Below are 12,924 nucleotides of genomic sequence, written 5' to 3'. Positions count from 1 at the left end.
GGTGTCCATCAAACCGGCAGCAGCTCAGCCCGCTAATAACCTTCACCGCCTCCCCGACCAGCTCCGCGCCAATCTGCGCCTGGTCTTCGTCGGCACGGCGGCCAGCACGCGCTCGGCCGCGGTCGGGCATTACTACGCGCATCCCGGCAACCGGTTCTGGCGTGCGCTGCATGAGGCCGGCATCACGCCACGGCGCTATCGGCCGGATGAGTTCGCGGCGCTGCTCGAACTCGGCATCGGCTTCACCGATCTCTCCAAGACCGGCGCCGGGATGGATCATGAGATCGCGCGGGGCTCGTTCGATGTCGCAGGCTTCAGGGCGAAGATCGAGAGGCATCGGCCGAAGACGATCGCCTTCACCAGCAAGAAGGCGGCGAGCCTGTTTTACGGCAGGCCGACCAGCGCGCTCGCGTTCGGCCGGCAGCCGCAGATCGGCAGCTTTCCCGATGTGTTCGTGTTGCCGTCGCCGTCCGGCGCGGCGTCCGGGCATTGGAATTTGCGGCCGTGGCGCGAGCTGGCGGAGTGGATCGGCCTGGCTCGTCCGGACGAAAATGCGTAGATGGGGTAACGGGCCGGCCGCCCGCTCGCTACGGCGCGATTTGGAAGCGCGCTCGCGAGCGGCCTGTTGGTTGGAAGGCGGTCGTCCCTCAAACTGATGGTGTCAATAAACGGAGTCGGGCAAGCCCGCTCCAAGCATCATTAAGGGACGACCATGTACCACTATGCAGGAATCGACGTGTCTTTGGAATGCTCGAGCGTCTGCCTTGTCGATGGGACAGGTAAGATTTTGCGCGAGGCGAGGGTTGCGAGTGAGCCGGAGGCCTTGATCACCTGGTTGCGGTCGCTGGGGTTGGTGCTGGAACGGATCGGGCTGGAGGCTAGTCCGCTGTCGCAATGGCTCTACGCAGCGATGCGGGATGCGGGCCTGGCAGTCGAACTGTTGGAGACGCGGCACGTCCGCGATGCCTTCAAGGCGATGCCGGTGAAGTCGGACCGCAACGATGCCCGCGGGATCGCGCAACTGATGCGGCTGGGCTGGTTCCGGCCGGTGCACTGCAAGTCGATCGAAGCGCAAGAGACGCGGGCGGTTCTGACGGCACGCAAGCTGCTGCAGTCCAAGCTGCGCGACATCGAGAACAGCCTGCGCGGCGTGCTCCGCGGCTTCGGTCTGAAGGTCGGCACGACCACCGAGCGCACGTTCGCCGAACGCATCCGGGAGCTCGTAGCGGGCCATCCCGGACTTGAGATCGTGGCACAGGCGCTGCTCGAAGCCCACGCCGTGCTGCGGCGCGAGTTCAATGGCCTGGATAAGCACACCCAAAAGCTCGCCAGGTCGCACCCTCAAGCCCGCCTCCTGATGACGACACCGTCCGTCGGCCCGATCGTGGCGCTTACCTACGCCTCGGCGGTCGACGACCCGAAGCGCTTCCGGTCCTCGAAGGCGACGGGAGCGCATTTTGGCCTCACCCCGAAGAAGTACCAATCGGGCGAAACCGACTATACCGGCCGCATCAGCAAGATCGGCGATGCCTCCGTGCGCGAGGCGCTCTATCAAGCGGCTCACGTCATGCTGACCAAGCCGGTCAGGAACTGCTCGGCGCTGAAAGGCTGGGCGATGCGGATCGCCCGGCGCGCAGGCCTGCGCAAGGCCAAGGTGGCGCTCGCACGCAAGCTCGCCGTCGTTCTGCATCGCATGCTCGCCGACGCCAAACCGTTCAACCCGATGGCCAAGGCCTCGGCAACCTAAGCAAGGAGCAGCAATCGGTTCTGGGCGGGCCACGACACCAGGCTCTCCCTGAGCGAGGTCCCTGCGCCGGGACGATGGATCCGGTCAGGCCGCCATCCGGGAAGTGGCTCACAACCACGCTTCCGTAGATTGGCCGGCCGGCTCCTCAATGCACCCCATCAGGCGACGGCCTTCGCGCCGATCCCGTACAGAAGCAAGTGCCCGGCGAGTGGATCACGCAAAAAGGGATTGACTTACAAAGGCCCGTTACAGAAGCCCGGATGAGCGAAGCGACATCCGGGGTTGGTGCGGTCCCGCATATCGCTTCGCTCATGCGCGCTACAGATCATTGGCAGGACCGTAGCAACCATTAGCTCTTTCGGTTGTGTGCGATTGAATTGTCCGATCGCCGTTGAGACTGACGCCGTGCTCGCGGCCATCAAGGCGTGGCCTGTTGAGGATGAGGATGTGGTGGCATTTGAGCGACGGCCATCCTTGACGGCCGCTGTGCGCGACGTCCTGGTGACGGCAGGTCGGGACGAAGAAACGGCGCCCCGGTCGAACAAAGAAACGCTTCAGGCTGCTGGAACAGCTGACATGTCAGCTTGCCAAGGGGTGCCTCGGGCCACTACGGCGTTGATGAAGACGAGCAGCTTCCTGGCGCAGGCGATTAGCGCCGCGCTTGTGACCCTTACCGGCGGCGATCAGTCGCTTGTAAAGGGCGATGAGCTGCGGATTCCAGCGGAACGACGCCGCCAGCGCTGCAGCATAGAGCGCCTCTCGCAGGCGCTTGCGTCCACCGATGATGTGACGAGCGCCAATATGCTCTCCGCTGTCGTCATCATAAGGCGCAAGGCCCGCAAGAGCTGCGGCCTGCTCGCGGCTGATTTGGCCGATCTCCGGCATGCGCACCAGAATGGCGACCGCAGTCGGCAGCCCGGCCCCGCCGACGCTGTAGATCAGATCGAGCCGGGCAGCGAGATCGTGCTGTTCGCGGATCGCTGCCACCAAAGCCTTGAACTCGACGCGTTCGCGCTTGGCCAGGCGGACGATATCTTCCTTCCAGAGCTTTTGGATACGCGCATCGCGACAGCTCTCGAGCCGGTTCTTGAACCGCGTGATATCCTCTCCGATCTGATCGATCAGTGTCAGCTGCCCGGCCAAGGGCGATAATCTTGCGTCAGGGGCCGGGTGGATCTTGTTGACCGCAGCGGCGCAGGCGGCGATCAGCGCGGCATCGATCCGATCGTTCTTGGCACGTTGCCCGCGGTATTTGGCATAGGCACGCACCTGCGCCGGCTGGAACACCACGACGACAAACCGCATGCGCCGTAACTCGGCGACGACGGCTTGCTCATAGCCACCGCTCGCCTCGATCCCAACCCGCTTGACCTTGCGCCGCCCAAGCCACTCCAGCAGCGCCTTGTGACCTTCCGCCGTGTTCTCCACCTGCAGCTGCTCCGAGTTGCCGTCGAGCGCCACGTCGAGCTTGCGCTTGCCGGTATCGATCCCGGCACAGATTGTGGTACGCTTGGCCATCTTCCTCGACCCTCCCTTGTGATGCGAACCTAAAGTTCGTTCAACCATGCGGGTCCCGATGAAGTGCCGATCGCGATCTTGCTACGAATAACAGCCCTCAAGGCTTCGATGGGTAACGATCCGATCGATCAGCGGCCCAGCCCGGGCGGCCACCCGAGCTGGGCCATTCCTCACGGAACGAGGCCAGTCTAACCCAGCGCGCTAATACAAGGATGGGTGGAGCGTAGCGATACCCATCATCTCTCCCAGGACGACGAAGGCGATGGGTTTCGCGGAGTTTATCATCGGGCCGCGCGTTGCGCGGACCCGTTGGCTCTACCCATCCTACGAAACCTACGAACAACGCGCCCGTTACTCCTTCAACGTAATCGCAAGCCCGCTGAGGTCGACATTGGCCATCAGGCCGACCTGCTTGCCGCTCAATTCGAGCACCGCGCCGTTCTGGTTGGTCAAGAGGATGCCGCGCACGCCGGCGCCGAGGGCAACGCCCATGCCGGCCGCGGCGTAGACGCCAGCGATGTCCTGGGCGCGGCGGATATTACGGACCCGCCCCTGCAAGGTGGTCTGGGAGCCGCCGAACACGAGGCCGTAGTCCAGCCCGCCGGCGGTGAGCCCGTAGGTCTGGCCGTGGAAGGTCAAAACGCCCTTGCCGGCGGAGCCGCCGAAGATCCAGCCGCCCTTGAAGATCACGAGCGTCACGGCGCCCTCGTCGGCCAAGGCGGCGGACGAGCCGGTGAGCAGCGCCAGCGCGAACAGCGCGGCGCGGATGGCGGATGACAATCTCATGGGGTGTTCTCCGGACGAATTGAGAGCGAGAAGCGAATTGCGGCAATCCAGCCGGCTGGAGGCATCGTTGAAATGCCGGCAAACACGCGGGATTGCGCTTGTTCCTGATCTGGCGGAGTCTATCATCGGGTGCACAGTCGCGCGACGTTGGCGCATCCGCAGCCGCCACTTTGCCGGATCGCTGAGGTGTTCGCGCAACAGGGATCAGCATCGATGCACGATTTCACCCCCTTTTCCGGCCTCGCCGGCGGCGCGCTGATCGGGCTCGCCGCGGCGCTGCTGATGCTGCTGACCGGACGAATCGCAGGCGTCACCGGCATCGTCGGCGGCCTGCTGCAGGCCGATACCGTCGACCGCTCCTGGCGCGTCGCGTTCATCGCGGGGCTGGTCGCGGCGCCCCTGATTGCGGCGCTGTTCGGCGCGCCGCTGCCGCGGCCGGCGATGAATGCGAGCCTCGCGGTGATCACGATCGCGGGATTGCTGGTCGGGTTCGGCACCCGGATGGGCAATGGCTGCACTTCGGGCCACGGCGTCTGCGGCTTCGCGCGGCTGTCCGGCCGCTCGATTGCGGCCACCATCATCTTCATGCTGGCGGCGATCGCGACGGTCGCGATCGCAAGACATGGATTGGGAGGCTAGCGATGCCGCTTCTTGCCAGCTTCGTCTGCGGCCTGATCTTCGGCGCCGGCCTGCTGATCTCGGGCATGACCGATCCGCAGAAGGTGCTCGGCTTCCTCGATTTGTTTGGCGCCTGGGATGCGACGCTCGCTTTCGTGATGGCCGGCGCCGTCGCGGTCGCAGCAACAGGCTTTGCGATCGCGCGGCAGCGCACCGCACCCGCCTTCTCGGCGCGCTTCCTCTGGCCCGACCGCAACGACATCGATGCGCCGCTGGTTGCCGGCGCCGTGCTGTTCGGCATCGGCTGGGGCCTCGCCGGCATCTGCCCCGGACCGGCGCTGGTTAACCTCGCCGGCCTCTCGCTGCCGATCGTGGTCTTTGTCATCGCGATGCTCGCAGGCATGATCGGTCAGAATCTCTTCGGCAAGAATCTCTGGCGCCGCCACGCAGTGGCGCCGCACACCATCGACACCGCTTCCCTTCCCTCTCGCGCAGACGGGTGATCCCAATGACAGAAACGACAGCGATCAAGCACTTCCCTCCTCCGCCCGGCGTCCAGGCGCCGCCGCTCTCGTTCGGCGCCCGCGTCGGCGATTTGCTGTTCATCTCCGGCATTCCCGGCTTCGACGCCAACCGCGAGCTGCCTGACGGTTTCGAGGCGCAGTTCGCCAATGTCGTTACCAATTTCAAACGTGTGCTGAACGAGGCGGGCGCAACGATGCGCGATCTCGTCAAGGTCAACGTGCTGCTGACCCGCGCCTCCGACGTCGCCACCATGAACGTCCTGTATGCCGGCGCGTTCGGCCCCGCGCCCTACCCCGCGCGCACCACCTGCGTCGTGGTGGCGCTGCCCAATCCGAAGATGCTGATCGAGATCGAGGGCGTGGCGTCGGTGAAGGGGTGAAGGCTCCCTTCGTCATTCCCCGGTGCGCAATTGCGCACCTGAGGGCGCGCCGCGGCCGCTCGGCTCAAACACTGGCGTCTCTGGAATACTGGATCATCCGCATGCGCGGGTGATGACACCGATCAAGCTGTTTGGCAGGTTGAATCTTCATCGTCGTCCTGGCCTAGGTGGTGTGGACTCTAAGGATTCCCTTTTAGGAGCAAATCAGATTCAAGGCTGCTTTTGGGGAGGCCGCCTTGGGTGTGATGGACCGTTTGGTATTGAGCGACGCGGCGTGGGAGCGGATAGCGCCGCTGATCATAGGGCGCCCCGATCAGAAGGGCTCCACCGGGCGCGACAACCGGATGTTCGTGGAAGGTGTGCTGTGGATCGTGCGTACGGGGTCTCCCTGGCGCGATCTTCCGGAGGTGTTTGGGGACTGGAACAGCGTGTTCCGGCGCTTCAGTCGATGGAGCATCAAGGGTGTTTGGTGGCGGATCTTCGAGGCGATGTCCGATGATCCGGACTTCGAATATCTGATCGTCGATTCCACCATCGTTCGGGCGCATCAGCACGCCGCCGGCGCCAAAAAGGGGGGTCTGAAGATCAAGCGGAAGATCAAGCGATCGGCCGCTCGCGCGGCGGCCTGAGCACCAAGATACATATGGCCGTTCGAGGCTTGGGATGTCCGGTGCGGTTCACGCTCACCGCAGGTCAGAAGGGCGATGCACCGCAAGCCGCCGCATTGATCGAAGGCTTATCCGCCGAGGTCGTCATGGCCGATACGGCCTATGACGCCGATCACTTGCGCCAAGCCATCGCCGCCAAAGGCGCGCTCGCCGTGATCCCCAACAACCCGTCACGCGCGCTCAAATATCCACTCGACAAGCATTTCTATGCCCAGCGTCATCTCGTCGAATGCTGCTTCTCAAAGCTCAAGCAGTTCCGCCGCGTCGCAACCCGCTTCGAAAAAACGGCCCGGAACTACCGGGCCGTCGTCACTCTCGCAGCCATCGTTCTATGGATGCGCTAGTGTCCACACCACCTAGTGCGCAATTGCGCACGGGAGCCAGGACCCATTACCGCAGATCTCAATTGTTGCGCGACGCTGGGGCCACTATCCCGTTCACGATCAACTGCGGTGGTTATGGGTCCTGGCTTTCGCCAGGACGACGATGTGGAGAAATCTGAGAGCTGGCTCCGCAAATTCGGACAGTAGCTTGAGTGGATTTTCTGCCTGACAGCGGCGAGGATTCTTGCCGCGAATCAGGAGCGAAGATGACGAAGAAGAGCCGCCGGATGCATTCTCCGGCATTCAAGGCGAAGGTTGCTTTGGCTGCGGTCAAAGGCGACAAGACGCTGGCGGAGCTGGCGCAACTGTTTGATGTTCATCCGAACCAGATCACGATCTGGAAAAACCAGCTCCTGGAAGGCGCCGCCGGCGTGTTTGGGCATGACAAGGCGTCGGCCGAGACGCCGGTCGATTTGAAGGCGTTACATGCCAAGATCGGCGAGCTGGCGTTGGAAAACGATTTTTTGTCCGGCGCGCTCACCAAGGCGGGCCTGCTGAGCGCAAAGCGATGATCGACCGCGGTCATGATCTTTCTATCGTGCGCCAGGCGAAGGTCCTGAAGCTGGCTCGCAGCACGGTCTACTATGAACCTCGGCCAGTTTCGGCCGAGGACCTTGCCTTGATGCGTCGGCTCGATGAGTTGCATCTCGATTATCCCTTCGCGGGAGCGCGTATGCAGCGATCGTTGCTGCGGCGGGAGGGCGTATACGCCGGTCGCCGCCACATTGCGACGCTGATGAAGCGCATGGGGATCGAGGCGGTCTATCGTCGCCCGAACACGAGTAAGCCGGCACCGGGTCACAAGATCTACCCGTACCTGTTGCGCGGATTGAAGATCGAGCGGCCCGACCAGGCGTGGGCAATGGACATCACCTACATTCCGATGCGGCGTGGCTTCGTCTATCTCGCGGCGGTCGTCGATGTGTTCAGCCGACGGGTCCTGGCCCATCGCGTCTCGATCACAATGGAGGCGGCCTTCTGCGTCGAAGCGGTCCAGGAGGCGTTGGCGAAGCACGGCAGGCCCGAGATTTTCAACACGGACCAGGGCAGCCAGTTCACCAGCCTCGAGTTCACCGATGTGCTGCTGGACGCGAAGATCGCCATCAGCATGGACGGCAAGGGCGCCTGGCGCGACAACGTGTTTGTCGAGCGGCTCTGGCGCACGGTCAAATACGAAGAAGTTTATCTCCGCGCCTACGACAGCGTGTCCGAGGCGCGAGCGTCAATTGCCAAGTATCTGGCCTTCTACAATCAGGGACGCCCTCACTCGAGCCTTGACGGGCGCACGCCCGACGAGGCTTACTTCGGCACGCAAGCTATGGTGATGGCCGCATGACCGTCGCCGACGATTTTGTCGTCGCTCTGGTCGGGCTACGCCCTCCCGACGCAACGACAAAATCGTAAGGCCCCGCGTTCAGCATAACCCGGCAGGAATCCACTTAAATCCCGCGGGGCGCTGTCCAAACAACCGGCGCCAGCTCTCTGTACCTGTATTCGCGCCACGCACCACGCTTTTCCAACCGATCGCTAAAACAACGACCCCTGCCCGTCATCCTCCCGCACACTCGTCTTTCGCGGTGTGGCCTTCTTCGCCGGCGCATCTTCCGCGGCGATCTCTTCCGCACTCATCGGCAGCAGCAATTGCGCGTCGTCATTGGCGACGCTGTTCACCCGCATCGTCACCTGGTGCCAGGCGAACTCGCCGACATCGGGCCCTTTCAGCATCGGCATCACGTCGTCGACATCGTTGGGCAGGCAATCGAGCCAGCGCGCGAATTGCTCGGGCCGGATCGTGACCGGCACACGGTGATGCAGCTGCGCGAGGTCGGGGCTTGCGGGCGCGGTGACGATCGCGACCGTGTCCTGCTCCTCGCCGTTCGGCCCCATCCAGGTCTCGGCGAGCGCTGCGAAGGCGAGCGGGTGGCCGTCGCGGCGATGGATGAAGAACGGCCGCTTGCGGCCGCCGGCATCCTGCCATTCGTAATAGCCGTCGGCCGGGATCAGCGCGCGGCGCCGCTTGATCGCGTTCTTGAAGGCCGGCTTCTCCCGCACTGTCTCGGAGCGGGCATTGATCAAAAGCGAGAACGTCCGGGGGTCCTTGACCCAGGACGGGATCAGGCCCCAGCGCATCAATTGAAAATGCCGGCCGCCATTCTGCAGCAGCACCACCGGGATTGGCTGGGTCGGCGCAACATTATACCGTGGCGGAAAATTCGGCTGCTCGATATAGCCGAACATCTCGCGCAAGGCCGCCGGCGGCGAGGTTATGACAAAGCGTCCGCACATTTCCCGTCCAGAGTGGTATCCGTTTATTCTGCCTTAACTTGGAACGTTAAAGACTGCGATCAATGACCTCAACGGCCGCCATAGCGGGCTCTTCCCCGCGACCGACGTACCCCGACGAGGCGCGGGCGACGCTGTTGCGCGCCGCCAACATCAATCCCCGGACCGGGCTTGCCACCGACTACCTCAATCACTTCAACGAAGCCATCATGCTGCTTGAGATGGTTCCGGACCTGCCGGAATGCGCCAGCGATTTCCTGGAATGGCAGCCGCTGTCCTATGCCGAGCATTTCACCGCCTCCAATTTCAAGGCGCGCGATCTCGCGATCGAATCCTATGAGACCGCCGATGCCGGAATCCGGGCCGAATTCGACCAGCTCACCGACAGCATGACCAAGATACTGACTGAGGTCGGCGCCGCGATGCGGCAATTGCATCAGGACAAGAGCCGGGTCGCGCTCGCCGAGCAGGCGATCGTCTGGGTCAAGCCGCTGGTGATGCTGACCGCCGGCATCATCAACGGCGCCGCAGAGGCCGACGTCGACAGCATCATGGCGGGCGCCTGATTTATCGGGCATAAAGTGCTTGAACCTGATTGTTGATTGCCTTGGCCTCTCCCGAACCTCCGATCCGCCCGCAGCTCGCCGTCTCCGGCGTGATTTTTCGCGACGGCAAGGTGCTGCTGGTCCGCCGCGCCCGCTCGCCCGGAAAAGGCTTCTATTCGCTGCCCGGCGGCCGGGTCGAGTTCGGCGAATCCTTGCACACCGCCCTGCACCGGGAGATCGACGAGGAGACTGGCCTCAGGGTCGAAATCCTGGGCATGGCCGGCTGGCGCGGGGTGCTGCCGACCGGCCCCGGCACCGGGCATTATCTGATCATGACATTCGCGGCGCGCTGGGCGTCCCGCGAGCCCGTGCTGAACGACGAGCACGACGATTTCAAATGGCTGGCGCCGGAGGCGATCGGCGACCTCAAGGTCACCGGCGGTCTCCATGAGGTCATTGCGGCCGCCCGGCGGCTGGTTTGAGGCCGGTTTTGGGGCGCTTGGGAGGCGGTATTACAGGCCCTTTGCGCCTTGCCTCGGGCGCATTGAGGGGGCATACCACGGCCATTCCGGAACCCCTGATGATCAGAGCCTTTCTCGCCGTTGTGATCCTGATGTCGGCATGCCTTGCCTCGCCCGCCCGGGCGCAGGACGCGGCTGCGCCGTTCGACGGCGACCTGCAGCGGCTGGCCGAGATCCTCGGCGCCCTGCACTATCTGCGCGGCATCTGCGGCTCCAACGAGGGCGCCAAATGGCGCAACGAGATGCAGGCGCTGATCGACGCCGAAACCCCCTCCGGCGACCGCCGCGCCCGCATGATCGCGGGCTTCAACCGCGGCTATAACGGCTTCCAGCAGACCTACCGGTCCTGCACCCCCGCAGCCACCGTGGCGATCCGCCGCTACATCGAGGAAGGCTCGAAAATCTCGCGCGACCTGACGGCCCGCTATGCCAACTGACCGCGCGATCTTCTTCGACCTCGACGGCACCCTGACCGACCCGAAGCCCGGCATCACCGGCTCGATCCAGTATGCGCTGGGAAAGCTCGGCCGGCCGGTCCCCTCGCAGGACGAGCTGACCTGGTGCATCGGGCCGCCGCTGCGGGCGAGCTTTGCGCTGCTGCTCGGCGGCGAGGAGCTCGCCGACCGCGCGGTGGAGCTCTACCGCGAGCGATTCGGCGATGTCGGGCTGTTCGAGAACAGCGTCTATCCCGATATCGCCGAGGTGCTGGCAGAGCTGCGCGAGTGGCCGGGCCGCATGTATGTTGCGACCTCGAAGCCGCATGTGTTCGCGACACGGATCGTCGCGCATTTCGGGCTGAACGGGTATTTCGACCACGTGTTCGGTTCCGAACTCGACGGAACCCGTGTCAACAAGGTCGACCTGCTCGCCTATGCGCTGGAGCAGACCGGGGCCGATCCGGAGAAGGCCGTGATGATCGGCGACCGCAGCCACGACGTGATCGGGGCCAGGCGGAACGGCATCCGCGCGGTCGGCGTGACCTATGGCTATGGCACGCCCGAGGAGCTGCTCGAGGCCGGCGCCAGCCAGCTGTGCGCCTCGCCGCGCGCGGTAGGGGACCATATCCACAGCTCATTTGGCTGACGGCGGCCGCACCATCCGGAATTCCCCTTTAAATGCCGAAGCGCGCGTTAACCTTTTCGAAAGATGTGGGCTAGGCGGTACCCGCATGCGTGATACATCTCGCGCGTCGCAGTGGTTCGCGTCCGGACCGCGCGCATTCATTTTGATGAGTTCCATGCGCCATCCAGCGTCCTTTCCCCATCACCAAGACCCGCGTCCCGATCACGAGCAGAAGCAAGCCGCGCTGGGCTACCTGAACGAGGCCTGGGCGGAAGCGCGTCACGACGGCGTCGATGGCGACTGCCTCGCGCAGGCGAGTCTGTTTGCGGCGCTCGCCGAGCTCGTCGGCACCTATGGCGAGGATGCGGTGGCGAAATTCGCCGAGGGCCTCGCCGCGCGCGTGCGCAACGGCGAGTTCTCGCTGGCGCTCGCCCGACAGTAATCGCACCAGTCGTTACGGCTTCAGCGTCTCGAGGAACCGGACCGGCTCGCCTGTCGACGGCGTCGTCAGTTCGCCCTGCCACATCACCCGCCTGCCGCGCACGAATGTGCCGACCGGCCAGCCCTGCACCCGCACGCCGTCATAGGGCGTCCAGCCCGCGCGCGAGGCCACCCATTTGTTGGTGATGGTCTCGTTGCGCTTGAGGTCGACCACGGTGAAGTCGGCGTCATAGCCCGCCGCGATGCGGCCCTTGCAGGCGATGTTGAACAGCCGTGCCGGCCCCGCGCTGGTGAGATCGACGAACCGCGCCAGCGACAGCCGCCCGGCATTGACGTGATCGAGCATCAACGGCACCAGCGTCTGCACGCCGGTCATGCCTGATGGCGAGGCCGGATAGGTCTTGGCCTTTTCCTCCAGCGTATGCGGCGCGTGATCGGAGCCGAGCACATCGATGATGCCCTGCTCGATGCCGTACCAGATGCCGGCGCGGTGATCGGCCGAGCGCACCGGCGGGTTCATCTGCGCCAGCGTACCGAGCCGCTCATAGCATTCGGGCGCGGCCATGGTGAGGTGATGCGGCGTCGCCTCGCAGGAGGCGACATCCTTGTGGTCGCGCAGATACAGGATCTCTTCCTTGGTCGAGATGTGCAGCACGTGGATGCGCTTGCCGGTCTCGCGCGCGAGATTCACCAGACGCTCGGTCGCCATCAGCGCCGCGGTCTCGTCGCGCCACACCGGATGCGAGCGCGGATCGCCCTCGATGCGCAGCGGCTTGCGCTCGTTGAGGCGGTATTCGTCCTCTGCGTGGAACGCGGCGCGGCGCCGGATCACCTGAAAGATCCGCCGCAGGCTCTCGTCGTCCTCGACCAAGAGCGCGCCGGTGGAGGAGCCGATGAACACCTTGACGCCGGCGCAGCCCGGCGCGCGCTCTAGCTCCGGCAAGTCCTGCACATTCTCGCGGGTGCCGCCGATGAAGAACGCGAAATCGCAATGCATGCGATGGTGGCCGCGCTTGATCTTGTCGGTGAACGCCTCTGCGGTGACGGTCAGCGGGTTGGTGTTCGGCATCTCGAAGACAGCGGTGACCCCGCCCATCACGGCGCTGCGCGAGCCGGTCTCGAGGTCTTCCTTCTGCGTCAGCCCGGGCTCGCGGAAATGCACCTGGGTGTCCATCACGCCGGGCAGGATGTGCAGGCCCTTGCAGTCGATCACCTCGCCGGCCGAAGCCTGGCCGAGCGAGCCGATCGCGGCGATGCGGCCGCCCGCGATACCGATATCGCGCACGCCCTCGCCGTCCTGATTGACCACGGTGCCGGATTTTAGAATGGTGTCAAAATGCTGATTCATCGGTCCTCGGCGCCCGCTTTCCGTTGTCGCGCGGGCCTTGTTCGGCGCACTCTAGCGCCTTAGCTTGGCAGGGGATATCCGCGGCCTGCGCGTTTCCCAA

General features: G+C 64.5%; 15 protein-coding genes and 1 pseudogene. 12 read left to right on the top strand and 4 right to left on the bottom strand.

The window, feature by feature from the left end; genetic code table 11:
• The first annotated feature begins 1 nt into the window (after position 1).
• Both HAP54_RS24755 and HAP54_RS24750 read left to right on the top strand, forming a co-directional pair.
• The gene (locus tag HAP54_RS24755) at positions 2-559 is read left to right on the top strand and encodes a mismatch-specific DNA-glycosylase (protein ID WP_224741800.1); all 558 of its coding nucleotides are present in this window, start codon (positions 2-4) and stop codon (positions 557-559) included.
• Between the two features lie 153 nt (positions 560-712).
• Positions 713-1,747 (top strand): IS110 family transposase, encoded by a 1,035-nt coding sequence (locus HAP54_RS24750; RefSeq protein WP_166304453.1) that lies wholly within the window; start codon positions 713-715, stop codon positions 1,745-1,747.
• A 579-nt stretch (positions 1,748-2,326) separates the two neighbouring features.
• Here HAP54_RS24750 and HAP54_RS24745 read toward each other — a convergent pair.
• Both HAP54_RS24745 and HAP54_RS24740 read right to left on the bottom strand, forming a co-directional pair.
• A complete protein-coding gene (locus tag HAP54_RS24745; RefSeq protein ID WP_224741801.1) occupies positions 2,327-3,265 on the bottom strand; it encodes an IS110 family transposase in 939 nt (312 codons plus the stop codon).
• Between the two features lie 351 nt (positions 3,266-3,616).
• The gene (locus tag HAP54_RS24740; protein WP_166214787.1) at positions 3,617-4,051 is read right to left on the bottom strand and encodes a hypothetical protein; all 435 of its coding nucleotides are present in this window, start codon (positions 4,049-4,051) and stop codon (positions 3,617-3,619) included.
• Positions 4,052-4,264: 213 nt separating this feature from the next.
• On the opposite strand from HAP54_RS24740, the gene HAP54_RS24735 reads away from it, so the two are divergent.
• From HAP54_RS24735 to HAP54_RS24715, 5 genes and pseudogenes are all read left to right on the top strand, one after another.
• Entirely contained in the window at positions 4,265-4,690 is a 426-nt protein-coding gene (locus HAP54_RS24735; protein WP_166304450.1) for a YeeE/YedE family protein, read from the top strand.
• Between the two features lie 2 nt (positions 4,691-4,692).
• On the top strand, positions 4,693-5,172 hold the full coding sequence (locus HAP54_RS24730; protein ID WP_166304447.1) for a DUF6691 family protein: 480 nt from the start codon (positions 4,693-4,695) through the stop codon (positions 5,170-5,172).
• A 5-nt stretch (positions 5,173-5,177) separates the two neighbouring features.
• Entirely contained in the window at positions 5,178-5,573 is a 396-nt protein-coding gene (locus tag HAP54_RS24725) for a RidA family protein (RefSeq protein WP_029078990.1), read from the top strand.
• Positions 5,574-5,818: 245 nt separating this feature from the next.
• A pseudogene (locus tag HAP54_RS24720) lies at positions 5,819-6,585 on the top strand (IS5 family transposase).
• Between the two features lie 245 nt (positions 6,586-6,830).
• Positions 6,831-7,960 (top strand): IS3-like element ISRj2 family transposase gene (locus HAP54_RS24715; RefSeq protein WP_166204126.1). Its coding sequence is split into 2 segments (ribosomal slippage): positions 6,831-7,083 and positions 7,083-7,960, totalling 1,131 coding nucleotides; the frame shifts between segments, so codons are not numbered across the junction.
• 191 nt (positions 7,961-8,151) lie between these two features.
• Here the strand turns inward: HAP54_RS24715 and HAP54_RS24710 are convergent.
• On the bottom strand, positions 8,152-8,910 hold the full coding sequence (locus HAP54_RS24710; protein ID WP_166304445.1) for an SOS response-associated peptidase: 759 nt from the start codon (positions 8,908-8,910) through the stop codon (positions 8,152-8,154).
• Between the two features lie 62 nt (positions 8,911-8,972).
• Here HAP54_RS24710 and HAP54_RS24705 point away from each other — a divergent pair, with 62 nt between their 5' ends.
• From HAP54_RS24705 to HAP54_RS24685, 5 genes are all read left to right on the top strand, one after another.
• Positions 8,973-9,473 (top strand): hypothetical protein, encoded by a 501-nt coding sequence (locus tag HAP54_RS24705; protein ID WP_166304442.1) that lies wholly within the window; start codon positions 8,973-8,975, stop codon positions 9,471-9,473.
• A gap of 41 nt (positions 9,474-9,514) precedes the next feature.
• Entirely contained in the window at positions 9,515-9,934 is a 420-nt protein-coding gene (locus HAP54_RS24700) for an NUDIX hydrolase (protein WP_166308336.1), read from the top strand.
• Positions 9,935-10,032: 98 nt separating this feature from the next.
• A complete protein-coding gene (locus HAP54_RS24695; RefSeq protein ID WP_029078994.1) occupies positions 10,033-10,410 on the top strand; it encodes a TIGR02301 family protein in 378 nt (125 codons plus the stop codon).
• Positions 10,400-11,056 (top strand): HAD family hydrolase, encoded by a 657-nt coding sequence (locus tag HAP54_RS24690; RefSeq protein WP_166304439.1) that lies wholly within the window; start codon positions 10,400-10,402, stop codon positions 11,054-11,056. Before HAP54_RS24695 ends, HAP54_RS24690 begins: the two co-directional genes overlap by 11 nt.
• A gap of 154 nt (positions 11,057-11,210) precedes the next feature.
• Positions 11,211-11,477: a hypothetical protein gene (locus HAP54_RS24685; protein ID WP_028332620.1), complete on the top strand. Its 267-nt coding sequence runs from the start codon at positions 11,211-11,213 to the stop codon at positions 11,475-11,477.
• 12 nt (positions 11,478-11,489) lie between these two features.
• Here the strand turns inward: HAP54_RS24685 and HAP54_RS24680 are convergent, their stop codons facing one another.
• Positions 11,490-12,824 (bottom strand): dihydroorotase, encoded by a 1,335-nt coding sequence (locus HAP54_RS24680; protein WP_166304436.1) that lies wholly within the window; start codon positions 12,822-12,824, stop codon positions 11,490-11,492.
• Between the last annotated feature and the right edge of the window lie 100 nt (positions 12,825-12,924).

Source organism: Bradyrhizobium sp. 2S1, assembly GCF_011516625.5.
In the GTDB taxonomy this organism is placed as follows: Bacteria; Pseudomonadota; Alphaproteobacteria; order Rhizobiales; family Xanthobacteraceae; genus Bradyrhizobium; species Bradyrhizobium septentrionale.
Note: the sequence above shows the minus strand (reverse complement) of the source record. Positions and strands in the feature narration are given on the sequence as shown.